Raw genomic sequence first — 26,513 nt, 5'->3', positions numbered from 1 at the left:
AGATGTTACCTCACTTTCAAAATCACTGACCAATCTCATTGATTAACGCTTCTTCGTCCCAGACAGGTACTTCTAACTCCTGGGCTTTAGTCAATTTGCTACCAGCGTCTGCACCTGCAATCAGTATGTCTGTTTTCTTAGAAATACTGCCTGTAACATTTGCACCTAATCTTGTCAGTGTTTCTTTTAACTCATTTCGTTTAAAGTGTTCTAATTTACCTGTTATAACAATTGTCTTATCGTAGAAAACGGATGTCTTATCAGCTGTCTCTACTTTTTTCGGTCCAGTATAGATCATATTGACACCATGTGCTTTGAGTTTATCGAGTAAATCGATGGCTGCTTCTAGTTCAAAAAAGGCCACAACACTTTCTGCAATGATTTCCCCAATACCTTCTATCACTTGTATATCTTCTTGATTCGCTTGCTTTAAAGCTTCAATCGTTTCATATTTTTCAGATAATAGTCGTGCTGCCTTGGCACCAACATGCTTGATTCCAAGTCCAAATAATAATCTCTCCATAGAGTTCTTTTTAGATCCTTCTATAGCTTTCAACAAGTTGTCAGCAGATTTCTCGGCGATTTTATCTAATGTCATTAACTGCTCTAAATCTAAGTCATACAAATTCGACACATCTTCAACAAGGTGACGTTCAAAGAGCTGAATGACAATTTTCTCACCTAATCCATCGATATTCATGGCATTGCGGGAAACAAAGTGAATCAATCTTTCTTTAGCTTGCGCAGGACATTTAGGATTCACACATCTCAAAGCGACTTCGTCTTCTAAATGAACGAGTTCACTCGCACAAGCTGGGCAATTTACTGGTATCTCACAAGGAACACTATTTTCAGGTCGCGAATCAAAGTCAACGCGTACCACTTCTGGAATAATATCGCCAGCTTTACGGACGAATACCAGATCATCCAAACGGATATCTCTTTCTTTAATCAAATCAACATTATGCAGACTAGCTCTTTTCACAGTCGTACCGGCCAACTGGACAGCATCCATGATCGCTGTAGGTGTTACAACACCCGTTCTTCCAACAGACCATTCGATTTCATTGATCCGTGTCTTCGTTTCTTCAGCTGGGAACTTATAAGCAATGGCCCATCTAGGCGCTTTAACTGTATAACCCGCTTGTTCTTGCTCATCAAACCGATTCACTTTGATTACGATACCGTCAATTTCATAAGGTAACTGTGTTCTTTTCTCTTGGTACTTTTCGATATACGACCAGACACCTTCAATGGATTGAAAGACAGCACGGTCCGGATTTGTTCTTAAACCAAGCTCTTCAAGAGTCTCTAAAGCTTCACTTTGTGTCTCTATTTCCAATTCTCCATATTGTACCATGGAATATAAGAAGAGGTTTAAATTTCTAGAGGCTGTTACTTTTGGATCAAGGTTTCTTAACGTTCCAGCCGCAGCATTTCTAGGATTAGCAAAAACGGCTTCTCCTTGTTCTTCTCTGTCTGTATTCAACTTGATAAAAGAAGCTTTCGGCATATAAATTTCACCACGTGCCTCTATGCTTACAGGACGTCTTAATTTAAGCGGGACTGCTTTGATTGTTTTCACGTTACCTGTTACATTTTCTCCGACACGTCCGTCACCTCTGGTAACAGCCTGCGTCAGCTTTCCTTCTTCGTATTTAAGCGATACAGCTAATCCATCTATTTTCAGCTCACACTCGTATTCAATCTCTCCACTAACTAATTGCTGAACGCGTTTATCAAATGCCTGCAATCCTTCCAAATCAAATGCATTATCTAGACTTAGCATCGGTAAATCGTGTTCTACTTTTTCAAATCCCGGTAGTAAGGTTCCGCCGACTCTTTGAGTAGGTGAATCCTGCTGAACAAGAGCAGGATAGGTTTCTTCCAGATGTAAAAGTTCGTGGTAGAGTTTATCGTATTCGCTATCCTCGATTGACGGTCGATCCAGAACATAATATTCATGACTATAACGATCTAAAAGTGTGATTAGTTCATCAACTCTTTCTTGAGCTTGTTTAAAATCATTATCTAATACCATATTCCTGCTCCTTTCGGCCTTTTCAATCCTTATACTTTTTCAATCGGTGCAAAAGTGGCTAATAGTGGTTTGATTCCAATTCCTGGAAAGGCGATATCCAATTGAAGATCTTGTCCAGAACCACTGATTTTGACAACTGTTCCAATACCCCAAGCTTTGTGGTTGGCTTTGTCGCCTACCGTCCATTCAAGACTTTCTGCACCACTATTACCTGTGGGATGTGTGTAGACAGTTTTAACTTTTTTATTTATTGGAGTATGATCATTTGATCTGTTTCCAAAGCCTTTATTGATCCCATTAGAAAATGGTCGTAAACTATTGGACTCTAGTCTTTCCAGCAAGTCTTCTTCAATCTCATCTAAGAACCTAGAAGGCCGATTCATCTGAGTTTTCCCGTAAAGGGTTCTATTCATAGCATTTGACAGATATAGTTTCTGTTCCGCTCGTGTGATTCCAACGTAAGCCAGACGTCTTTCTTCTTCCATTTCTTTCTCGTCCAGTTCTGCTCGTGATAACGGGAACAGTCCGTCTTCCATACCAATTAAGAAGACTACTGGAAACTCTAAACCTTTTGCAGCATGCAATGTCATTAACGTGATTTCACTTGCTGGTTCATCTGATTCATCTCTATCTAGATCAGACAATAAGGCAAGATCAGTAAGGAAAGAGATCAAGCTTTTATCTTCTTGAGGATCTTCGTCAAATTGCTGCGTAACAGAAAGAAACTCATTAATATTTTCAATTCGTGCTTCTGATTCAAGAGTACGCTCTTTTTTTAACGTTGGTAGATAGTCACTCTTATCCAGGATTTCTTCTGTTAATTCTGTAACCGTCAAATACTCAGCCATTTTTCTGAAGTCATTCAACATCGTCGCAAAAACTTCTAGCTTATTAGCAGCACGGCCAGTCAGATTAGTGACTTGAGCATTCAATGCGGCTTCATATAAAGACCAACCCATCTCTTCTGCTGACAGTCTTAATTTATCTACTGAACTCGCCCCAATACCTCTCTTAGGAACATTCACAACTCTACTGAAACTCAAGTTATCTGATGGATTCGCAATCAATGTAAGATATGCGAGAATATCTTTGATTTCTTTTCTATCATAGAATTTGTGCCCCCCTACCATTCGGTAAGGAATATTGGTTTTGATCAGTGTTTCTTCCATGACCCTTGATTGAGCATTTGTTCTATAAAGAACAGCGAAGTCATCGTATTTCTTCTTGGAATCATTTTCCATCTCTTCTTTGATTTGCTGAATGATGTATCTTGATTCTTCATGCTCATTTCCAGCACGATAATAAACGATTTTATGACCATCATGGTTATCAGTCCATAATTTTTTATCTTTACGATTAATATTATTAGAAATTACATGATTCGCAGCTGCAAGAATATTTTTTGTTGAACGATAATTTTGTTCAAGAAAAATGACTTTAGCTTCCGGATAATCTTTTTCAAAATTCATAATATTTTCCATATCAGCGCCACGCCAACCATAAATACTTTGATCTGCATCTCCAACGACACAGATGTTGCGCAAACGGTCTGCAAGTAGTTGTACCAATCGGTATTGAGCGTGGTTTGTATCCTGATACTCATCTACGTGTATATATTGAAACTTTGTCTGATAAACTTTAAGTGTATCAGGGTGTTCTTCAAATAGTCTTACAGTCAGCATAATCAAATCATCAAAATCTACTGCCTGAGCTGTTCTAAGTTCTCGCTGATAATCATCGTAACAATCCGCAACGATCTTTCCGAAGTAATCACTCGCTTGCGCACGATATTCAGATTCATTTTGCAATTTATTTTTAGCATTACTGATTTCAGACAAAATAGCTCTTGGATTATATTTTTTAGGATCTATGTTTTGTCTTTTTAGTATTCTTTTCATCAACGTTTGTTGTTCGCCAGGATCACTGATTGTGAAAGAACGATTATAGCCAATTTGATCAGCTTCTCTTCTTAAAATGCGTACACACATCGAGTGAAAAGTAGAGACCCATACGTCGCTCCCGCCATCTTTAACGAGCTTTGAGACACGGGCTTTCATTTCTGACGCGGCTTTATTTGTAAAGGTTATGGCTAATATATTCCAGGGGTTTACGCCTTTTTCTTCAATCAGGTAAGAAATACGGTGAGTCAGTACTCTTGTTTTACCTGAACCGGCTCCTGCCATAATCAAAAGTGGCCCTTCAGTATATGCGGCTGCTTCTTTTTGCTTAGGATTCATTCCGTTTAAAATATCTTTACGCAGTACCAATATTGTCATCCTCTCGGGTAGTCATACATTCCTATATTATACAGAAAATGAGTGCTTCTTTCCATAGAACAAGGCATTCCATCATTTAAATCTTAGATTGTTTCTGATCCTTGTTATTGAATCAAGCTTCGCAAAGTCTTACAGCTATTTTATTCGTTAATCACTGAAAACGGCATACAAAAAGCATATTGTTTTATAGCTTCAACATTCTATATGAAGAACGATTACTTTTCATATAGGTTTAATCGGCTATACTCCAATATGCTTTCTTAAACTTAACCTTATTTGTTTCTTCCAGTATCTTTTAATCTATACTCTGAATAACATTCAATCTGATTTGATTCAATACTATTCTTATTTCTCGTCTAGCATAAGGATAGTTCGCTTCTGATAAAAAAGCCACTAATTGCTGATAGTGTTTTATTTTAGTCTGGCGGCTTTGATATAACACTTTTTTTATACTACCTTCTTCTGGAAATAATTCCTTGAAACACGTCATGATCAACGAGTGGTGGTATTGATTATTTTCCATAGTTAAAATGTACTGCCAGAACTCCAACTCCAGATTCTCAAATTCTGGCTGAGCTGATTGACTACAACCTTGCATACTTTGTAGTTTTTCAGCCGGGGCTTTCATATCGATACTTTTTTCTTCTTTTTCAAGCTTTAGAAAATAATGTATGATCATCAGTTCAATAAATTTTATTCTATCTTGAAAAGCTTTGATATCAATTTCTTTTGAAAGAACCTTTGCGCCTTTATAGGGCTCAATCACAATAAGTCCTTCTTTTTCCAGTTGAAGAAACGCATTGCGTACCGGTGTGCGACTCATTTTGAGTTCTGAAGTCAATTCTTGCTCCTTGAGCTGCTTTTGCGGCAACCATTCTCTGTTATCAATTTTCGCTTTCATATATTGATAAGCTTCTATTTCTCTTCTTTTCTGCTTTGACATATCTTCAGTCCTTGAATTCTAATCAATCGTCTAGTCTATCTATTGACTGTATTTTCTCAATTAGAATCTCCTTGATTTTAATCTGGTTACATACCAATATCTGATAATAAGGTCACTGTCTGATTGATATCATCTGTCTGTACGGTTAAATGCCCTTTTTCAGTGTAGATATCTTCTGGATCACCTTGATAAAAAGTGAATTTCCAGTCTTGTTGTATTCTAGCTTGCGTGTAAGCTTCTTCTAACTGATTTTGATTAAACAGTCTCATAACACTCGTTGAGGGTATCTTAATTTCTTCAGGTAAAGGCCATCCACAAACCGCTCTAATATGAGCTTCGTACTGTGAAAGCTCAGTCCAGTCCGTTGTGTAATGATATGCTTGATGAGGATGTCCTACAATCTCATTAACATAGAGTGATCCTGTAGATGTGGTCAGTATTTCTAAAGCAATGACCCCTTGAAAATCAATATTCTCAGCAACAATACGGGCAATACGAGTAACTTCTTGCTGTACTTCATAGTCAATTCTCGCAGGAACAATACTCTGGAAGAATTTGTCTTGACGATACATCATTTCTGCGACCGGATATGTCAATATTTTTCCAGACGAGTCTTTTACGATTGCAATACAAAGTTCTCTTTCAAATGGTATCCATGCTTCTAATACGCTTGCTCCTGAATTCAATAAGTCTTCTGTTTTTTCAATATCGCTATCATCATACAATACAGTGTGTTGACGGTAACGTTCATCCGTGCGGTTAGCTTTTAGCACACAAGGATACCCTATGCTCTGTACAGATTCGCGGACATCATCCATTGAGACAATCGTCGCGAACGGAGCAATGTTGATACTGTGTGATTCGAGAAAAGCTTTCTGTAAAACTCTATCTTGAGAAATCGCCAGTAAATCTTCTCCTTGTGGTACCGGAAGTGAGCGTTTCATCATTCTCAAATAATCTGTGTGAAAGGCTTCCGTTTCGTAAATGACCATATCACTCTTGAGGGCTAAATCTCTGAAAGCTTTCTCGTTTGTAAGTTCTGCTCTAAGATGCCAATCAGCAATGCTGCTCGCAGAACAGATTGGGTCAGGATCTAATAGTCCAATCTTATAACCCATTTTTTTTGCAGAAAGAGCAAGCAGTCTAGCTACACTCCCTCCCCCTACAATCCCAATCGTCTTTCCAGGTTGAATCCATTCAATCATCATATTCGCTCCTTATTTCTGTTGACTCTTTTTGTTTCAGCTTTTTGAACTATTTCCAGACTTTTTGGATTTTGATAATTTATTTTTCTTGATTTTTTTCGTCCAGAAACCGCCATTAATATATCTAGGCTCATATGAAATGATGAAAGCTTTTGATTCGATTTGATGAATCATTTTATAAAGATCACGCTCATTTGATCTAGGTGTCAATATTTCAAGTACGTATCGGTTGCCTTCTCTACCATAAGCTTGCGTAGTAGTGACTCCATATCCTTGGTCTCTGAGTTTGTTAGCGATTTCCCATCCATCTTCTGGAACAATTGTTGTAACCAGTATATGACCTAGCGCTAAATAATTCTCAATCTTCATCCCCGCAAAAATCCCCACTCCAAACCCTAGAGCGTACACGAATATATTAATGACATTATCCAAGTTATCTAGCACTAATCCTAACCCGACAACGTAAATAGAGATTTCAACCATAGCAATAAAAGGTGCAATCGACTGATACCCTTTCATAGTCAGCATCATTCTAAGTGTGTTTAACGTTACGTAAACGACGTTTATTAAGAATATCGTTAATAACATTGTCCAATCTAAATCCACAAAATTCTCCTATCTTTTTTACCTACTTTAAATTTTACATACTATAATAGCTGAGACAAGTATGACCCATCCCAGCCTTTTTATTATATGACTATTTCTTGTGTTAAAAAGAGTTTATTCTTTCTAATTCAGCAATAGATCTTGTTTAGCCCTGACCTTCCACTAGTTCTCCCAAAGTATCTTCAAGTTGAATTTTTTCAACGCGTAAAGTCAATATTCGAGAACCTTCAAGTGAATCTACTTTCATTAACAAGTCTTCTAACTTCAAGAATGCTTCATCGTTTTTGCTTGGCACACTACCAAACTCCGTTATGAAGTAACCGGCAATCGTATCAACATCTTCAGATTCTATCTTGGTACCAAAATAATCATTAAACTTCTCTATCGGTGCTGATCCATCAACGACAAATTTCTGATCAGAAATTTCTTCAAACAGACTATTCGTCTGATCATATTCGTCATCGATTTCTCCAACGATTTCTTCAAGAAGGTCTTCTAGTGTAACGATACCAACCACACCACCGTATTCGTCGTTCAATACAGCCATTTGGTTTTGAGTTCGTTTCATTTGAAAAATCAAATCATCAATGTAAATAGTTTCCGGTACAAATAACGCTTCATTACTGATTTCTTTTAAATCAATATCATAGAGGGCTTGATCTTTCGAAGCCTTCAACAAATTTTTCACGTGAACAATCCCTAGTATATTATCTTTATCTTCGAAATATAACGGCACTCTAGAGTGCGGGGTGTTCAGCATAGCATCAATATTTTCTTTATTAGAATCTTCATAGTCCAACATAAACGAATCGGTTCTTGGAACCATCACTTCTCTGGCAATTTTGTTGTCCAGAGATAAGACCCCTTTTAACATTGAAAATTCTTCCAGATCGATGACTTCATGGTGATGACTCTGCTCTATAAAGGTACGGAATTCATCTCTTGTCATCGTATCTTCATGAGCATCAAAATTAATCGGAATAATTTTTTTCATCAGTTTTGTGATCATTTTCAACGTCCAAACAATCGGGATAAATAGTTTGCGAACTAGAAGAACGATCCCTACGAGCAACATTGCAGTTTGGTCGGGGTCTTGAGCAGCAATCGCTTTAGGCAGCTGCTCTCCAAATACAAGAAACACAGATGAGACAATCAGTGTAATAATGATCATACTCAGAATTCTGGCAGAAGCAAATTCTCCCATCATACCAGCCAGGTAGTCAGTATAGTAAAACGATGCTAACGCACTACTAAAGAGCGCAGCAAGTGTCAGAATAATACGAACTGCAATCAGATAGTCATCCGACTTTTCTAACAACAGTAACACCTTTTTGGCTTTCTTGTTTCCTTCAATTGATAACTCGATAATTTTGGTTTGATTCAGTGAAATCAATGACATTTCGACTGCAGCAAAAACGCCATAGATAACCGTCAACAAAACAATAAGTGCTACATGCCCAATTAAGGGCTGCAGACTCCCGGGATCAGAATTCATTATATATTTTCTCCTTTTTTTACGTTCACTTTAATTCATTTATCAAAATCAAAGTCACTATATCACATATCGAGCACTGGAACAATAGCATTCAGTGCAGGCTTCTTTGCTTTTATTCTTTATTCAGTATCTTTCAATTCTGGAAGAATGGGTAAGAATCGCTCAACTACATCCCCACTGCTCTTTCCTTCAAGGAAACCAATAAACGTGAAATCGTTATCTTCTGCATCCAGTGCGTAAACAAATCCATTCGTGACATTTTCGCCATCTTTTTCTATTTCGGCAGTTCCCGTTTTAGCCCCTACTTGGAAAGGTAGAGATGCAAAAGGATGCGCTGTACCATTTGTATCTTCTACAGCTCTAATTAGATCTTCTCTGACAGTATTTGCAGACTCTGAAGATACTGGAGTGAGCTGGTTAGCGCCTGCTTCTTCATCCATGACGATTGTAGGAAATGTCATCATCCCGTCATTGGCTACAGCAGAGTAAAATGAAATCTGGTGAATCGGGCTCATCAATAATTCACCCTGACCATAGGCAGTATCTGCCAGTAAAGTTGGTCTATTCAATGCGCCATCATTAGATATTTGAGCCGGTTGCATACTGAATGGAAGATTCATGCTGGCACCAAATGGGAATTGACTTAGTTCTTTAACGAATGTATCTCCACCTATTTCGAGTGCTTCCCTTGCGAAATAAATATTATCTGAATACGTAATGGCTGCTTGCAAGTCAACTTCTGTCACCGCATCACTTACACGAGTAATTTGATGTCCTCCAAATGAATCATCATCCGGGCTCCATTGTAGTCCCTCGATCGTATGCACTTTTTCAGGCGTTGTAACTCCTGTATCCAAGCCAATCATAGAGGTTAATATTTTGAAAGTTGAACCCGGTGCGTATCTCGCTGCGTAACGAGCAATAAATGGTGTATTAGGGTCATCGTTATAGTTTTGGTAATCTTCATTTGATATACCTCTTACAAAAAGTTGAGGATCATAAGAAGGTGAACTTGCTGCTACCAGTAACTCTCCTGTATCCGGCTCCATCACGACAGCTGTTCCAGGTTCGCCTTGTAACTGGTCGTAGAACGACTGCTGTAAATCAATGTCGATTGTAAGACGAATATTTTCTCCATCTTTGATCTCTGATTCAATCAATACCGATTTCTGCTCGCCTTCTTCTGATTCAATGAAAATTCTACCACCTTTTGTGCCACGAAGTCTCTGATCAAAAGCTGCTTCTAGACCTGACTTTCCTAATATGTCTCCAGCTTGTAAGGTAGGGTTAGCTTCTATATCTTCAGCAGTGGCTTGCCCAACATATCCCGTCAGGTGAGCTGCTGCTTCAGATAAGGGATAGATACGAGCAGCAGTCTGTTGATAACGGACGCCTGCAAGCTCCGGTCTATTTCCTTCTTCTACAACTGTGAAGGGTACAAAGCTATCTTCATTGACCCATGATTGTTCGAGTAACCCTTCCAGTGCTGAAACTTCCTGATTCAAGGTTTCTGCAATACGGCTGAGATTATCCTCTCTCGCACTCCCTTCACCTAAAGATAATGGATAGAGTCCCGCTTGCCAAGCGTCTCCGTTGCCAGCAAGCAGATTGCCATTACGGTCATTTAAACTTCCACGGTCCCCTTCTTCATAACTGATTCTAACAAGGTCTCCCTGTTCCAAATCCGGAAATATCAATGTCGTATCCCAGTTAACCGACATCGTTTCTGTTTCTTCATGAAGAGTTGTTTCGTAGGCTAGATCGTTTATCGTACCTAAAGAAGTGTCCATAGACAATGTGTAATTAAAGTGATAAGTATCAGTTTCTTCATCTAGCCTTAGTTCTGACATTGTTTCATTCAGGTTTGTTGCACCAATTACTGAAAAAACGTTCTGATATCTTTCAACAATTTCTTCTTTTGAATAAGATGAATCTGAAATCGAATCTTCTGATAGAAGGTCAACCAAACCTGAAATTTCTTCTGATCTAAGCGCTTCTAAGTAATTTTCGGTAATGTCCTCTGCTCGAGTTTGTCTCAGTTGAGCTTCCCGATTTTCTTGCCATCTAGCATATCCAATATAGCCTCCAACACATACCAGAACAATCAGAATGACAGCCATGGGTATTAACCAGATTTTTTTACTTTTACCGTTTTTTGCAGATCCTTTTGAAGATCGCTTCATATTCCTACCTACTTTCTAATGATTCAACTATGATTTGTTGATTCTCTGTTCAGTCCAGTCTGTGTTCTTGTTTACTGATCGAATATATCTTTTTCTTTTTTTCTATATTTATCCATTTTTTTGCTGAATAATTTCCCATTGGAAGGCGGTGTGTAAGTGATCGCATTTGCCCCTGCTTCAATGGTCTCTTTGATACTTTCTTCTGTCGGACCACCAGTCGCGATGATGGGAAGCTTAGGATACTTGCTTCTGATCTCTCTGACAAGTTCAGCAGTATTCGCAGCATTTGAGATATTCAAGATATCGATTCCAGCAGCTATTCTTTCGTCTATATCTGTATATTCAGAAACAATTGTCATAATGATTGGAATATCTATAACTTCGTTGATTGCTTCAATTGTCTCAATAGGTGTCGGCGCATTCACTACAACTGCCAAGCACCCATGAGCTTCGGCAAAGAGCGCCATATTTGCTGATCTTGGTCCTTGTGTCGTTCCACCACCCACTCCAGCGAGGACAGGTATTGTCGAAACAGAAGTAATTGCCTCAATAATTGCTGGGTGTGGCGTGAAAGGATAAACGGCCATGATGGCATCCGCATTATTATTCATAATGATCGCGATATCCGTCGTAAACATCATGGCTTTAAATCTTTTGCCATTGATATGAATACCACTAGCATTCCTTATGACATCTGGTACTGCAATATAGTCTTTTCGCAGACTTGTTTCAACGACTGGCACTTCTTTTTTATTGGTCATTAGTTTGTCCCTCGTTTTCAATAGTATCGTTATCAAACCTTTGAAGATCATAAGTTTCAATTAGCGAGATGACTTTATTAGGATAGTCTGGGTCAGTAGCATAACCCGCTTCCTTAAGGGCTTTTGCAGCATCCTGATAGTTCGAAGATTCAATAACATCCGTATATAGATTATCATCCCACTCTGTTCCGTTTTTCAAAAGTTTCGCGTAATCTTCCATGGACTCCAGCAATGTGTTATAACTTCTGAACTCAGCTCTGATTTCTATCCATTCGTCATCTTCAAATTCTTTTGTAGTATAGTCTGTTTCATTTGTTCCTTTGATACCATAATAATTGTTCTCACGTTGTGCTAACTCACTTCTTCCCCAGTTTGACTCAAGGATTGCCTGAGCAATCGCGATGCTTGGACGAATCCCATAGGTTGCGTTCAAAATCACTGCGTTCTCACCAACTTCATCAATAAATTCTTCCTCACGGGAAGAAGAAATGCCAACTGGATCGTCTAGCAATCTTTTACCGACAAAAGCGATAGAGAAAACAAAAAACAGTAAAAACACTAGCCCGATTTTAAATAGTAACATAATTGGACTCTGCTTGTTTCTTTTGCCCCTCTTACGTGCTTTCGTTTTCCTTTTAGCCAAAACCAACGACTCCTTTAAAATGATTCCGCTATAGCCTGTTCTTATAGATTTTCTCTTTCTTCAAGCAATTCTATAAATTCTTCCAATACAAGCTCGTGTTCCTCAATAAACTGGGCATTTTCTTTACCGACATATCTAAAATGCCATGATTCATAATTAATATCTGTTAATGATTCTGCCCCTTCAGGATATCTTAAGATAAAGCCGTAATCTGTCATTGTTTCCAGTAGCCAATGTTGAGATTCCTGAGTATCATAATCTGGTGTCAGACTATTGCCATCTGCACTCCACTGTTGATCAACGATATCTACGGCCAAACCGGTATGGTGCTCACTTCTTTTTGGTATAGCGATATATTCTTCTGTTTTAGTGATGGCTTCTTCTTCAGTGTAGCCTTCTTGTTTGAATTTACTGATACTATTATCATAGTTATTTTGCTGTCTTTCGACAGAACGGTAACCTGAAGCAAAAAACAGACGATGATCAGCTTCAAGACCAGCAGATATCCATTCTTTAAATGGTTCTACAATTCTTGCATCTATTTCTTTATCTGGTTCTACTTCAACAAGGTTGGGTTCAAAATCTTCTGGTAGTGGTTTCCAGTTATTCACTAGAATAAGATTCCAGTCTTTGGAATTTGCTTCTTCGGGCAAAGATTCTAAAAGCTTAAGATGCGCGATTTCTTCTTCGGTAAGCGTTTCTGTTATTTCATTGTTTTGTTCTGGTGTTTCAGAAGAAGTATTTTGCTCATTGGAGCTTTTTGATGTTTCATCTAATGGTGTCTGATCTGCAGTCGTGCATCTTGCAAGGACGATTAAACCAACAGGAAGAATGAACCACTTTTTATGCATTCTAACAATCTCCTACTCTAGTATATTCATGTTACTCATTTTACCACAACATAAAGTCTCAAACCAAAATACTCATAATAATCTAAACATTTTTAAACGGTTACTTCATTTTTTTGATACAATTAAAGTAGGAAATTCAAAAAACAATTAAGGTCAATAAAGACAGTTGACAATTAAAGTCTTTTTGTCTTTCTAAACGACTTTATACTATATAGAAAGAAGGAATGAAGATGGCTACAATTAAATGGGGTATTATTGGACTTGGTGATATTGCTCAAAGTTTTGCAGATTCTTTCAACTCAGAACAAGCTGAATTAGCTGCTGTTGCTTCAAGAAGTTTACAGAAAGCTCAAGAATTCGCTGAAAGACATCACGTACCTAAAGCTTATGGTCATTATGAAGCTCTCTGCTTTGATCCAGATATTGATATCATTTACCTTGCAACGCCTAACAGTCACCATGCGGAAAATATTAAAATGGTCTTGAATGCAGGTAAACATGTATTATGCGAAAAAGCAATGGTTATGAGTGCAGCCGAATTTAAAGAGGTCCACGAACTGGCTAAAGATAAAAACTTGATTATTGCTGAAGCGATGACGATTTATCACATGCCTTTATATAAGCAATTGAAATCAAGAATCAAATCTGGTGAATTTGGACAGCTTAAAATGGTCAATGCCCTATTTGGAAGTTTGAAAGAAGCAGACCCTACTAATCGATTTTTCAATAAAGAGTTGGGTGGCGGTGCACTTCTTGATATTGGCGTTTATGCGTTGTCGTTCGTTCGCTACTTCTTAAGTAGTCAACCGACCGAACTTCAAACTATGGCTAAGCTTTACGAAACAGGTGTTGACGAGATGAGTACGATTCAGATGCGTAACGAGCACAATGAATTGTCTAGTGTCTCTCTTTCCTTTAGAGGAAAAATGCCTAAGCAAGGTGTAATTGTCTGCGAGGAAGCTTATATTACGGTAGTAGATTATCCTAGAGCCGATAAAGCAGTCATCACTTACGCTGATGGCCGCACTGAAATTCTTGAAGATGGGGATTCTTCCTCTGCTCTATCTTACGAAATAGATGCATTGACACAAACCTTACTTAAAGCTGAAAACCTTTCTTATATTGATTTGACTCGTGATGTAACCAACCTTATGGATCAGTCAGAAAAGCTATGGGGCATGAATTTAACGAAATAATAGATGAAACAAAAAAGAGATAGATATCCGAGTTTAGGACATCTATCTCTTTTAATTATTCTTGTGCTTTAAGTGCTTCTATCATATCAATATACTTCAACTTGAAGTGCATCAAGATCATGACAAGTCCTGAGAACAAGAATGTCAATAACCCTGAATAAAGATAACTAGTAAAGTTGATGTGCCGACTGAAGCGCATCATATCAACTTCAGCTGTATTGATGACGAATCGGTGCATAATAACGCCTAGCCCTAACCCGAAAATTATGCCCATCAATGTCAGGACAAGATTTTCTCTATAAACGTACATGGTCACTTCCTTGTCATAAAAACCAAGTACTTTAATCGTTGATAATTCACGTTCTCTTTCTGATACATTAATGTTCGTTAAGTTATATAGAACAATAAAAGCCAGTGTCGCTGCTGAGATAATAATGACAAGTGTCACAACGTCTAGACTATCTAGCGACCCTTGCATACTGTCGTAGATCACAGAGACAAAGGTTACGCCCTGAACGGCTTCTTCTGCATTCAGTAGCTGACCAACAGCTGTATCTTCTACTTCATCCGTATCATATTTCAATAAACGTGTATTATAGGCAGGTTCTTCTCCAGTCGCTACTTCAAATGCTTCTGGGGACAGATAGACAAAGTGCTGGAAGTAATGTTCCACGGTCCCTTTCACTTCAACATCGTACACTTCTTGATCATTTCCATTAATTTGAATCTTATCTCCTACAGAAATATCTAAAAGATCTGCTAGTTTTTCTGTAATGATTGCCCCTTCGTCAGGCAAGTCATAAATGTTTTCTGGATCCTGCTTGTCTTTTAGGACTACAAAATCTTTTAGCTTCTCTGTATCTTCCGGAACAAATAAGTTGATATCCTGACGGTTACCTTCTGCTTCAGCAGTAAAGGTATTTTGTTCAACTCTAAGATTTTCGTCAACTTCATTCATTCCGTTAAGTGTGCTTTCGTAATTTTCTAAATCACTTTGTTCAGCTTCTGAATTCTCAGATATAATGGCTTGGTATAAGTTGATTTCTCCATATTGTATACCACCAATATTTGCAATGGAGTCGGATAAGCCAAAGCCTGTAAGCAAGAGCGCTGTACATCCAGCTACCCCAATGATGGTCATCAACATACGACCTTTGTACCTGAATAAGTTTCTTGAAGCGACTTTTTGAGTAAAGCTGAATCTGTTCCATAAAAATGGAATTCTTTCAATCAGAATTCTTTTTCCTTTTTTAGGTGCTTTTGGTCTCAATAAGTCGGAGGCATTACTTTTCAAAGAAATTCTCGCAGAAACTAAGGTTGCCAATCCCGTTGCACAAAGTGAAGCCAAGATTGAAATAATAGAATAGCTCCAATAGAATTGCACACCGATATCTGGAAGATTATAGAGAGACCCATACGCATCCATAATGACCGATGGGAAAACCCAATAACCAATACCGAGCCCAATCACTGCACCCATAATCGTTGCAAGAAAAGCGTAGACAAAGTATTTTAAAGAGATATCTGAATTTTTGTATCCTAATGCTTTCATTGTTCCAATTTGACTTCTACCTTCATCGACCATACGTGTCATAGTCGTTAAAGAAATCAATGCAGCCAACAAGAAGAAGAACACAGGAAATATTTGAGCAATTGCTCCAATTCTTTCTGCATTTTCACCATACTCAGAATATCCTGCGAAGTAAGAACGATCATTAATCAGATACTCCGGATCATCCAAATTATCAAGATCATCTTGTGCTTCTTCTAATTCTACTCGAGCATTGGCTATTTCTATTTCTGCATCTTCGCGCTCATTCTCGAATGTTTCAAGACCTTCTTGGTACTCAGCCTCTCCATCTTCTAGTTCTACTCGAGCGTTTTCTAGCTCTGTTCGACCATTTGCAATTTCTGATTCCAAAGTAGCTTCTGCTTCATCTAGCTGCTGCGTTCCAGATGCAACTTCTGCTGCTTGGCTTTCAAGTTCAGCTAAACCATTTATAACTTGTTGCTGTGCTTGATCAAGTTCAGCTGCTGCGTCCTGTAATTGCTGACGGCCTTGCACAATTGCTTGTTCACCTTGTTCAAGTTCTTGTTCTTGATCAGCTATCTGTGCTCTATTATTCTCCAGCTCTTGTTGCGCTATAGCTAGTTGTTCTTCTGGTAACTGGCCAGCACTTGCCTGAAGTTGTTGTTCAGCAGCATCAAGTTCTTGACGCGCAGCTTCAATTTGCTGTCTACCATTTGCAATTTCTTGTTCTGAAGAAGCCAATTGAGCTTCGGATGCCTGACGTTCCTCTTCAAGTCGATCTCTACCTGCATCGAGTTCAGCTTGTGCATCCTGAAGTTCTATACGAGCACTTTGAATCTGAGCTTCGCCTTGTTCAATTTCTGCTCTACGCGATTCAATCTCAGCACGGGCATTCGACTCTTCTTGCTCTAATTCAGCAAGGCCGTCTTCATAGGCTGCCCAACCCTCATCGAGTTCACTTCGAGCATTTTGTAATTCAATTCGAGCATCTTCCAGCTCGTTTTCTGCTGACTCTATTTCTTCATATCCATCATTGATCTCTTCTTGGCCTTCTGCTCTTATTTCAGCCAGTCTTTCTTGAGGTCGATTTTCAAGTAAAGCTTCGAGTTCTGCTGTTTTCTCGGTAATAAATGCATCATAATCATCACTATACGCTTCATATTGAGACGATTCATCAAAACGAATAAATGTCTCCGTATAATACTCAACATCAAAATCTTCTTCCAAAATAACGGAAAATCCATCCAATGTTCCAGAACCCGCTTGTGTATTTCCACGTGTATCACTTTCTACATAAAGTGGACTTTTCACAAATCCAACAACTTCAAATTCTAGTTGTTTGAACGTATCCTCATAAGCATCATCTGTGCCAGACTCGAGTTTAATCCTATCACCAATAGCATACGTATTCTGATAAGTTGAAGTAGAATCGAGCGCAATTTCACCAGACTTTTCTGGAAGGCGGCCTTCTAGTATTGTAAAGTCATTGATTTCTTTTTGGTCTTCTGGATTGTATCCATATATCTTAGACGTCATCCCAGTTTGATTCATGACGACATCACTGGAATAAAGGGTCTCAACTGTACTGCCTTCTACCGATTCTAAAAGGGTTTTATCGTCATCATTTAAGCCATAAGTAGATAGAATCTGAAAATCCATCAAATCATGTTCCTGATAATAATCATCTGCTGTTTGAATCATAACCGGACCTGTTGCACTGATTCCCGCAAAAAAGGCCACACCCAGTAAGATGATGGCAAAAATAGATAGAAAACGTGTTTTTGTTTTCCATATTTCTCTATATGTATCTTTCCATAAAGCTGTTTTTTTCACTACTATTCCTCTTTTAATTTAGATTCGTTTTCTTATAGACTCTTTAGTGGATTCTACCATTCGATATCTTGAACAGGTGTCGGATTTTCATTAATCGTCATACTTCTTACTTTTGCATTGTTAATATCAATCACTCGATCAGCCATTGGTGAAATCGCACGGTTATGCGTAATGACAACAACCGTTGCATTGTATTCTTCTTTTGATTTGTTTAATATCTCCAGAACTTTTTTCCCAGTTTCATAATCCAGTGCACCTGTTGGCTCATCACAAAGAAGGAGTTTGGGCTGTTTAGCTAAAGCTCTTGCAATCGCTACTCGTTGCTGCTCGCCACCTGATAATTGTGCCGGAAAATTATCCATTCGGTGTCCTAATCCAACACTTTTCAATACTTCCGCCGCATCCAATGCATCTGGTGAAATTTCGGCAGCAAGTTCTACATTTTCTTTTGCTGTCAGGTTTGGGATGAGGTTATAGTTTTGAAACACAAAACCTACATCATCTCGGCGATACTTAGTTAATTGTTTCTCACTGAACCCTACAATATTCGTGCCGTCTATAATAACGTCACCTTCGTCAGCAAAGTCCATTCCACCCAATATATTCAGTACAGTTGTTTTACCTGCCCCACTAGGGCCTACAATAACGGCGAATTCATTTTTTTCTATATCAAAAGTAATACCGTCGTTCGCAACAACGGTTGTTTCTCCTGAACTGTATCGTTTGTATTCATCTTTTACTGTTATATAAGCTGTCATTCTGTAGTTCCTCTCTTAAATTCTCTTACTCTATATTAGCATAGGCAATCCAATCTATGGGTTTTGTTTGCCTTTCATTACATATTCTTCACAAAATAGTCATGATTTTGTGATTAAAACTGGTGTATTTTTACAATTTACGATTCTAAAAATAGTGATAAACATGTTAAAGTCAGAAGACATGTAAAAAACCAGCAGAGTTATCTCACTCCACTGGCCTTCTCATATCCTGATTAGTTTGTTTTTTCTAAGACCATCACTTTAAGATAGTCACTTTCAGGATACTGTTCATTGATTTTGAAATCTTCTGGTAATTTGTATTCATCGAGTAGATAAGCATCAACATTTTTATTGTCAAACGCTTCGTTTACCATTTCATAGAAATCATCACGGTTTAGTTTCCAAGTATTGGACGAAGCAATTAACATACCTTTATCTGCCAACACTTCAAGAGCATCTTGAATCAATCCAACATAATCTTTTTCAACTGTAAATTTACGCTTTTTAGTACGGGCGAAAGTCGGTGGATCTAATATAATCATATCAAATTTCAAATCATGTTTTTTAGCATAGTCTAAATAATCAAAAACATCAATCACTCGGATTTCATGATCATCTGGTTTTAAGCCATTTAGCTCGAATTGTTCAATTGTTTTCGCTTTACTTCTGTTCGCAGCATCAATGTTAACCGTTTTTACTGCGCCACCCATAGCTGCTGCTACTGAAAATGCTCCAGTATAACTAAACGTATTTAAAATCGTTTTCCCAGTACCCCAGTCTTCCATCAGTTTTCTTCTAACATTTCTCTGATCAAGGAATATCCCTGTCATCCAGCCCTCATTGATGTAAGTTGCATATTGAATACCGTTTTCTTTGATAATCAATGGTTCTGGTGGTACTTCTCCGTCCACATGCTTGGACTCTAAAGTAGCATCGCTAAAGCGAACTTTTTCAACGATTCCTTTGAAATCAGGAATCGCTACTTTGAAAGCTTGATAGATTTCTTCTTTATGTGTATAAATTCCTTTGTTGAACCAAGAAAAGATATAGAAGCCATCATAGTAATCGACTGTTATTCCACCTATACCATCGCCATCTGCATTGAATAAACGGAAAGCAGTTGTTGAGTCATCTGCATAGAAAGCAGAACGAGCCTTATGAGCAATTCTGAATTGACGATCGTAGAAGACAGAATCAATGCTTTCTTCTTTATCCGTAGTCAAGATCCAGCCAACTGTACGGTTTTCTTTACCCAAATACCCTTTGCCGATAAATTTATTTTTTTCATCAACAATTTCAACAGCTTCACCTTCAGTATAGTCGCCTAAACTTTTGAAATCATATTCTTCCAAAGCTTGATACCCGTTACGTAATCGATTCGCTGCTAATGTTTTCACTTGTAATTTTCTCAATTTATTACTCCTTTATATCCGAATAGTTCTTTTTAGTATCAATTAAAGTTATTTTTTCTAAGTTGAGCTTGGATACTGATATTTTCTACAATGCATCCAGAAACTTTATTTTACCACACAAAAAGGTGAATGCCAGATATTTATATGACATCCACCTTTTCACTATTTTATTATTCTTCGTCTTGTTCTGGCATGACAGGTTCTTCATTGTTCTGTTCCGTAGAATCTGTTTGTTCTTCTTGTTCCGAATCGAGGTCATTTTGCAACTCAGGTGCGTCTGTTTTGTATAAATCAGCTGTAGACTCTCCACCATTTGTTTCAATCAGACTCGTACTTCTCAACGGATCACTTTCAAAGACGCTTAACTGATTTGAATAAACATAGTCATTTTTCTCAACGTCGCTGAATGAATCCGGCGTGTAAAAGCGTAATAAGTCCATCATCATCAAATCATCTGAGTAAGACAATTCTTGTCTAGCACTTTCACGTACTTCATTCAGTTCAGCAAGTTCTTCTTCAGATAATTCTCCTTGAACTTCTTCTCCAGTTTGAGAATCATAGATATTTTGACCTATAAATGAGTATTCTGGAGTTATAACATTTCCGTTTCGGAATGGTACTGTATTGTTATGTTCTTCAGATAGAATATCTTGGCCCATGAAAATATAGTCATCTGTTTGAATCCCTAACAAGTGCATCAACGTCGGTAGCATATCTACTTGGCCGCTGTACTTGTCGATGACTTCTCCATTATCCACACCGGGTGCATGAATGATTAAAGGAACTTTTTGCATTTCGGCATTCTGGAAGTCTCCCCATTCATCTTGGTCTTCTCCTAGAAGATCAGCAAGATGAGGATTTCTCATGTTAGAAATGCCATAATGATCTCCGTAGAGTACAAATACTGAGTTTTCATACAATCCAACTTCTTTCAGATAGTTAAAGAACTCTTCAATTGCTTGATCAGTATAGTTTGCTGTAGCAAAATATTGATTGATTGTTTCATCTCCCGTTTGAGCTGCTGGGAATCCAGAATTCTGCTCATCCAGCGGGTAAGGGAAATGGTTTGTTACAGTGATAAACTTGCTATAAAACGGTTGTGGTAATTGCTCGATATATTGTGCAGACTCTTGGAAAAACAACTTATCTTTAAGTCCATATTCAAGTGAACGGTCTCCTGATACATCATAATAGGCAGAATCAAAGAAATAATCATACCCAAATTGCTGGTAAGTATCGTTTCGATTCCAAAATGATCCAACGTTTCCGTGGAACGCTGCCGATGTATACCCAGCTTCTTGCTTCAAAATATTTGGTGCTGCATGGAATGTATTTGTCGTTCCTAAAGTCTGGAACGCACTTCCTTGCGGCAATCCATATAACGAGTTTTCGCCAAGTATCTCCGCGTCAGAAGATTTACCTTGTCCAACTTGATGATAAAAATTCGAGAAGCTATAAGATGAATCATTATGATATAGACTATTTACGAAAGGCATTACCTCATGCATTTCACCATTCTCATCTTCTAAATCATAATCGATTACAAATTGCTGCACACTTTCCATTGCAATAACAAATACGTTACGACCTTCAGCTTTACCGAAGTATTCTACATTTGGTGCAGCATTATTTTCTTTTGCAAATTCCATAATATCTACTAAATTTGATTCATCGGCACTTGCTCGAACATGATTATTCTGAGCCGTTTGGAATGCATCGTAAGCTGTAAAGAAATTCAGGCCTAAATATTTCACGATGTAATTACGGTCAAAAGTACGCACAAGTAATTGAGGACGGTTGCTCTCAGCTAATGCCAAATTCCCTGCAAAAAGTGCAAATCCTAAAACCGTTGTCGCTACTGCGTAACGTTTCTTAAATGGTCGTACGTCCATTGTTATTTTGGATTTTCTCTTATAAAGAATCACACCAAGTAATATGATGATATCCATCCAGTACAATAAATCCCACGGTCTCATCATCGCGATGGTTGACGTAAATACAGCTCCTGAAACATTATTAGAACCTAGTAGTATGTTCATTGTTAGAAAATCCGAAAATTCTCTATAAAACATAATATTAAAATAAAGAATCATTGAAGCGATTGTCATAATACTAAACAATGCAATATAAGATCTTTTTGGCTTTTTAAAATAAAGCGCTATTGAGAAAAGAATCACTGTTACTGCAATCGGATTGATCAGCAGTATAAATTCTTGTATGGCTCCTGAAACACCTAGGTTGAATTCAAAGGTATACGCCAAGTACGTCTTTAACCAAAAAAGAACACTTGCTAGACCAAAAAATCCAATTCTTGTATTTAAACTATTTTTTATCTTAGACATGTAGATGCCTCCTATACTTTCTGTAAATCTATTCTTGAATATCTTTATATTCGATTTAGATCCGTTCTATCACTTACGATATTTTACATTAAATTTACATAGAAGGCAAATTACACCTTCTTTATGTTTTATAAGAAAATAATGTAAAGAAAAGACTATTAACAAAGAAAAAAGACCGTTCACACTCAACAATTTATGCCCAAGTATGAAAGGTCTTAAGGGTTATTTAAGATTTAATTTTTGTCTGGGTCTGGAAAATCAATTGTAAAAATCGTTCCTTTTTCTGGTGTGCTATCCACACTAATGGAGGCTTCATGAAGAGCTACTAGCTGCTGCACAATGGATAAGCCTAAACCAGATTCTCCAAATTTTGTATTGGTTCTAGAAATATCAGCTTTATAGTATCGATCCCATATATTTTTCAGCTGATCTTCTGTCATACCAATTCCATTATCTTGAATTCTAATTTGCGTACCTTGATCAGTCTTGATTCCTGTGACAGTAATCAAACCACTATTAGTGAATTGAATGGCATTTTTTATTAAATTTACTAATATCTGTTTGAATCGGTCATAATCAGCAAAAACAGTTATCGGCTCTTCCACACTTAGTTGTAGCGTATTGTTTGAACTTTCAGCAAGAGATTTCATCTGTTCCTGAATTTCTTCAAAAATCTCGGTCAATGGCAAAGCGTGTTTATTCAGCATAATTCGATTCGAACGAATATTTTCATAATCCAAATTCTCATTTACTAGTCTAATGAGTCGTTTTGTTTCTTTTCTCATCAATTTGATACTTCTTAAGCGTTGCGATTCCGGAATGACATCATATTCTAAACCTTCAAGAAGTCCATTGATTGTAGTCAAAGGTGTGCGCATTTCATGTGCTGCATCTTGCATGAATGTTTTCCGCCTGTCTTCTTGCCGCGCAACTTCTTGCCGAGACATATCCAAAGCTTGAATCATTTTATTAAAATCTTGAGATAAATTATCGATTTCATCTCTATCTCTGTGTTTAAGCCTAACGTCATAGTCGCCCTCCGCTACCATATGAGCAGCTTGTCTCAGTCTATTGACTCTTTTAACCTGGTACCTTGCAAATACAAAACTCATGATAATAGCAATAACAGTTGAAATTAAAAAAGCATTAAACAAGTTCCTTTTCAGTTCACTCATTTGTCGCTCAATCTGACTAACTGGAGCACTTACAGCTACAAAACCTGAATAGTTACTTGTACTTTTATTGAAATAAGGTAAATAAACATAAGCTGTTTCTCTAGGGTTTCCGTAAAGATCGGCTTGTTCAGTTGTTAAAGAAACTCTTTCTCCACTTTTCAGACGATCTTCTTCATCTGGTACTACTCTGGTTTCGATATTGTCTGGTAAGTCGGGAAAAATCAGATGTCCATCATTATCAAAAACAAAAAATGTGACGCCTTGGTTTCCTAATAGTGACTGAAAATTCGACAACTGATCTGAACTCAAATTAACGTCGACAATCGATTCAGCATACGCAAACAACATGTTTTCGGTTCCTTTTATTGCGGTATTACGTGCAAACAATACAATTGAAAAAACAGATATTGTCAGTAACATAATGATTACGGAAAGGAAACCTAACATTTGCTGATAAAAATAAGGAAATTTCATTACGTCTCAACTGCTCCTGTATCATCAAATTTATATCCAACGCCCCAGACAGTATGAATGACTTGTGGACCATTTTGCACTAATTTCTGTCTCAATTTTTTAATATGTGCATCAACGGTTCTTTCATCTCCAAAATATTCATAGTCCCAAACAATTTGTAACAATTGCTCTCTTGAGAAAACTCTTCTAGGACTGTTCGCCAGAGTGTAGAGTAAATCAAATTCTTTAGGCGTTAAGCCTTCTAGCACTTTATCGTAAAGTATGACTTCCCTGGTATTTCTATCTAACTTCAAGTGTTCTGTTTCGACTTCATATTCTTCTTGAACTGCTTTTTCCGGATTATCTGTATGATCAGCTCTTCTTTTAAGCGATTTGATTCGAGCAACTAATGTTAATGGACTAAAGGGTTTGGTAACATAATCGTCAGCACCGATTTCTAGACCAATGACTTCGTCACTCTCCGTATCCTTAGCCGTCAACATAATAATCGGTATTCGGGTAGAATGCTTTCTGATTTCTTTACAAATCATCATGCCATCCATTTCTGGTAACATAATATCTAAAACAATTAGGTCAAACTTATTTTGGTTATCCATATAGGTTTCTAGACCTTGTTTTCCATTATGAATAAACGTCGCTTCCCATTCTTCTTTCAAAAAAAACATTTCAATCATTTCACAAACAGATTCATTATCTTCAATCATTAAAATATTCATGTATATCCCTCTTTCACTTAAGGTTTTTCTAGGGTTTATTCTACATTATACATTGAATATTTGAAAATTTAACGTAAATCCGGATATTTCTTTGCTTAAATTAGATAAAATAGTGAAAATAGTTCGAATTAATGACTGATTATTTTTCAGTTAAAAAAAGCTCGCCAATGGCGAGCTTTTGAACTTATTATATTGCGAGTGTGCTTTCTTGTTTTTTAGGTTGTAGAAATTGTACGTCATTAACTAGTAATTCGACTACATAAACCGTTTCCTTGTCTGAATTCTGATAACTTCTAGATTGCATTTTACCATTCAAACCAATTAAATCTCCTTTATTACAGTATTCTTCAATCAATTCTGCTCGTTTCCCCCAGGCTACTACAGGTATAAAATCTGCTTCTGCATTTCCTTCTGATTTATAATGTCTTTGAACAGCAATGACATTATTCATTACGATCTTCCCTTCCCCTACATCTCTCAGTTCTATATCACGAACGATTCTTCCTACAAATGATACTTGGTTCATCTCGTTTCCTCCTATAACAGTGATTTATGAGTCATCTTATCTACTCTCTTTAAATACTGATTATTTAGCTGGAAAAATGACGAAAAAAAACAAGCAGAAAGTTTCTGCTTGTTTTCAAACTGTTTTCGAGTTGTCCTTATAGAATAAACTCCAAAATGTGCTGCCAAAGTTCCGGTTCGAAAACATCCATTGGACTGTTTCCATCTCCAATGACACCATATCCGATCATAACGCCTCCAATGAACGCTGCTGCGATCAATATAAGTACGATGATGATTTTCAGCAAATATAGTCCAGTTTTCTTCAAAGCGGATTGCCATGTCATATAATTACACCTCTAAACCAGTTTATTTTGTATCTTTAACGTGAGTATTTGTACAGTGATTTTATTTACGCTTTTTTAAACTTTCCAGTAAGATCCCGGTTCCTAGTGCTACTGAATCTAACGGATTTTCTGCCTTAAATACAGGAACTTTCAGTTCCTCCGCAAACAATAGATCAATACCATCTATTAATGCGCCTCCACCTGTAAGAATAACTCCACGATCAATAATATCAGCAGATAATTCTGGTGGCGTTTTTTCTAAAACTTCTTTAGCTTGTTCCACTACTACCACCATGGACTCTCGAGTTGCTTCCATCACTTCGAGTGAAGTAATTGAAATCGTACGCGGAAGACCTGAAACTACATCTCTACCTCTGACGTCCATCGAATCATTACGTCCATGATCAAATATGACACCAATTTCCTTTTTAACGGCTTCAGCTGTCCGAACACCAATTAATAGATTGTGCTTTTTCTTGATATAAACAATAATATCATTATCCAATGTATCTCCAGCCACTTTCACAGAACGGCTAGTTACGATACCGCCCATAGACAAAACAGCAATATCACTTGTTCCTCCACCGATATCAATAACCATGTTTCCGCTCGGTTGGAAAATGTCCATTCCTGCTCCAATAGCTGCTACCTTGGGCTCTTCTTCCAGATAAACGTTTTTACCGCCACTTTTTTCAGCAACTTCAATGATTGCTTTTTGCTCAATAGCTGTAATATTTGTTGGACAGCAAATTAAAATATTTGGTTTAGATAAAAAGCCTTTTACATTTAATTTATTTATAAAGTAAGTTAACATCGCTTCTGTAATATCAAAATCTGCAATAACACCGCCTTGTAGGGGTCTGATTGCTTGAATATTTCCTGGCGTTCTACCGACCATTAAATACGCTTCTTCACCTACTGCCAGTACTTCTTTTGTTTTTGTATCAAGCGCTACAACAGAAGGCTCATTTAATACGATACCTTTACCTTTAACGTGTACTAGTACATTCGCAGTTCCTAAATCGATTCCAATATCTCTTGCCATGATTGTTCTCCTCTCAAGCTTTTTACACTTATCGTTAAAAGGTAAAAAGTCATATCGTAGATCTTTTCTCATTTTAGATTTTTATTTTGATATTTAAGAATTTCTCACTCTTTCTATCATACTCAAGATTGTAAAAAAGAGCAAGATTAAAAAAAGTTCTCATCAATATTCATCTG

At 37.4% G+C, this 26,513-nt stretch carries 20 protein-coding genes; 1 reads left to right on the top strand and 19 read right to left on the bottom strand.

The features are described from left to right. Positions 1-22: 22 nt before the first annotated feature. The 10 genes from ligA to LG377_RS04215 form a co-directional block, all read right to left on the bottom strand. Positions 23-2,041: an NAD-dependent DNA ligase LigA gene (ligA, locus tag LG377_RS04260; protein WP_225743467.1), complete on the bottom strand. Its 2,019-nt coding sequence runs from the start codon at positions 2,039-2,041 to the stop codon at positions 23-25. Between the two features lie 29 nt (positions 2,042-2,070). Next, positions 2,071-4,308, bottom strand: coding sequence for a DNA helicase PcrA (gene pcrA / locus LG377_RS04255; RefSeq protein ID WP_225743466.1), 2,238 nt, complete (start codon positions 4,306-4,308; stop codon positions 2,071-2,073). 304 nt (positions 4,309-4,612) lie between these two features. After that, on the bottom strand, positions 4,613-5,260 hold the full coding sequence (locus tag LG377_RS04250; RefSeq protein ID WP_225743465.1) for a GntR family transcriptional regulator: 648 nt from the start codon (positions 5,258-5,260) through the stop codon (positions 4,613-4,615). A gap of 86 nt (positions 5,261-5,346) precedes the next feature. Continuing rightward, a complete protein-coding gene (locus tag LG377_RS04245; protein WP_225743464.1) occupies positions 5,347-6,465 on the bottom strand; it encodes a 5-(carboxyamino)imidazole ribonucleotide synthase in 1,119 nt (372 codons plus the stop codon). 36 nt (positions 6,466-6,501) lie between these two features. Continuing rightward, positions 6,502-7,053: a DUF2179 domain-containing protein gene (locus tag LG377_RS04240; protein ID WP_225744627.1), complete on the bottom strand. Its 552-nt coding sequence runs from the start codon at positions 7,051-7,053 to the stop codon at positions 6,502-6,504. Positions 7,054-7,216: 163 nt separating this feature from the next. Next, complete coding sequence (locus LG377_RS04235) at positions 7,217-8,566, bottom strand: hemolysin family protein (RefSeq protein ID WP_225743463.1); 1,350 nt, start codon at positions 8,564-8,566, stop codon at positions 7,217-7,219. 119 nt (positions 8,567-8,685) lie between these two features. Then, positions 8,686-10,749 (bottom strand): penicillin-binding transpeptidase domain-containing protein, encoded by a 2,064-nt coding sequence (locus LG377_RS04230; protein WP_225743462.1) that lies wholly within the window; start codon positions 10,747-10,749, stop codon positions 8,686-8,688. Between the two features lie 71 nt (positions 10,750-10,820). Continuing rightward, positions 10,821-11,510: a hydrolase gene (locus LG377_RS04225; RefSeq protein WP_225743461.1), complete on the bottom strand. Its 690-nt coding sequence runs from the start codon at positions 11,508-11,510 to the stop codon at positions 10,821-10,823. Continuing rightward, positions 11,500-12,153 carry a glycoside hydrolase family 73 protein gene (locus tag LG377_RS04220; RefSeq protein ID WP_225743460.1) on the bottom strand — a complete coding sequence of 218 codons (654 nt, stop codon included), beginning with the start codon at positions 12,151-12,153 and terminating at the stop codon, positions 11,500-11,502. The genes LG377_RS04225 and LG377_RS04220 overlap by 11 nt, the downstream gene beginning before the upstream one ends. A gap of 41 nt (positions 12,154-12,194) precedes the next feature. Continuing rightward, entirely contained in the window at positions 12,195-13,004 is an 810-nt protein-coding gene (locus tag LG377_RS04215; protein WP_225743459.1) for a M15 family metallopeptidase, read from the bottom strand. 230 nt (positions 13,005-13,234) lie between these two features. Here LG377_RS04215 and LG377_RS04210 point away from each other — a divergent pair, with 230 nt between their 5' ends. Next, the gene (locus LG377_RS04210) at positions 13,235-14,200 is read left to right on the top strand and encodes a Gfo/Idh/MocA family protein (RefSeq protein WP_225743458.1); all 966 of its coding nucleotides are present in this window, start codon (positions 13,235-13,237) and stop codon (positions 14,198-14,200) included. 55 nt (positions 14,201-14,255) lie between these two features. On the opposite strand, the gene LG377_RS04205 is transcribed toward LG377_RS04210, so the two are convergent. The 9 genes from LG377_RS04205 to mreB all read right to left on the bottom strand — a co-directional run bounded on the left by LG377_RS04205 (position 14,256) and on the right by mreB (position 26,337). Next, the gene (locus LG377_RS04205; protein WP_225743457.1) at positions 14,256-17,564 is read right to left on the bottom strand and encodes an ABC transporter permease; all 3,309 of its coding nucleotides are present in this window, start codon (positions 17,562-17,564) and stop codon (positions 14,256-14,258) included. 53 nt (positions 17,565-17,617) lie between these two features. After that, the gene (locus LG377_RS04200; protein WP_225743456.1) at positions 17,618-18,322 is read right to left on the bottom strand and encodes an ABC transporter ATP-binding protein; all 705 of its coding nucleotides are present in this window, start codon (positions 18,320-18,322) and stop codon (positions 17,618-17,620) included. Between the two features lie 233 nt (positions 18,323-18,555). Further along, positions 18,556-19,734, bottom strand: coding sequence for a class I SAM-dependent rRNA methyltransferase (locus tag LG377_RS04195; protein WP_225743455.1), 1,179 nt, complete (start codon positions 19,732-19,734; stop codon positions 18,556-18,558). A gap of 170 nt (positions 19,735-19,904) precedes the next feature. Beyond that, positions 19,905-22,076 (bottom strand): LTA synthase family protein, encoded by a 2,172-nt coding sequence (locus LG377_RS04190; RefSeq protein WP_225743454.1) that lies wholly within the window; start codon positions 22,074-22,076, stop codon positions 19,905-19,907. Between the two features lie 233 nt (positions 22,077-22,309). Next, on the bottom strand, positions 22,310-23,725 hold the full coding sequence (locus LG377_RS04185; protein ID WP_225743453.1) for a HAMP domain-containing sensor histidine kinase: 1,416 nt from the start codon (positions 23,723-23,725) through the stop codon (positions 22,310-22,312). Next, positions 23,725-24,441: a response regulator transcription factor gene (locus tag LG377_RS04180; protein ID WP_225743452.1), complete on the bottom strand. Its 717-nt coding sequence runs from the start codon at positions 24,439-24,441 to the stop codon at positions 23,725-23,727. Before LG377_RS04180 ends, LG377_RS04185 begins: the two co-directional genes overlap by 1 nt. A gap of 187 nt (positions 24,442-24,628) precedes the next feature. Then, the gene (locus LG377_RS04175; RefSeq protein ID WP_225743451.1) at positions 24,629-24,967 is read right to left on the bottom strand and encodes a single-stranded DNA-binding protein; all 339 of its coding nucleotides are present in this window, start codon (positions 24,965-24,967) and stop codon (positions 24,629-24,631) included. A gap of 136 nt (positions 24,968-25,103) precedes the next feature. Next, the gene (locus LG377_RS04170) at positions 25,104-25,292 is read right to left on the bottom strand and encodes a DNA-directed RNA polymerase subunit beta (protein ID WP_225743450.1); all 189 of its coding nucleotides are present in this window, start codon (positions 25,290-25,292) and stop codon (positions 25,104-25,106) included. Between the two features lie 61 nt (positions 25,293-25,353). Continuing rightward, positions 25,354-26,337, bottom strand: a complete 984-nt coding sequence (gene mreB / locus LG377_RS04165; RefSeq protein WP_225743449.1) for a rod shape-determining protein MreB — start codon at positions 26,335-26,337, stop codon at positions 25,354-25,356. Positions 26,338-26,513: the final 176 nt, after the last annotated feature.

Source organism: Marinilactibacillus sp. Marseille-P9653, assembly GCF_916618885.1.
Taxonomy (GTDB): Bacteria; Bacillota; Bacilli; order Lactobacillales; family Carnobacteriaceae_A; genus Marinilactibacillus.
Note: the sequence above shows the minus strand (reverse complement) of the source record. Positions and strands in the feature narration are given on the sequence as shown.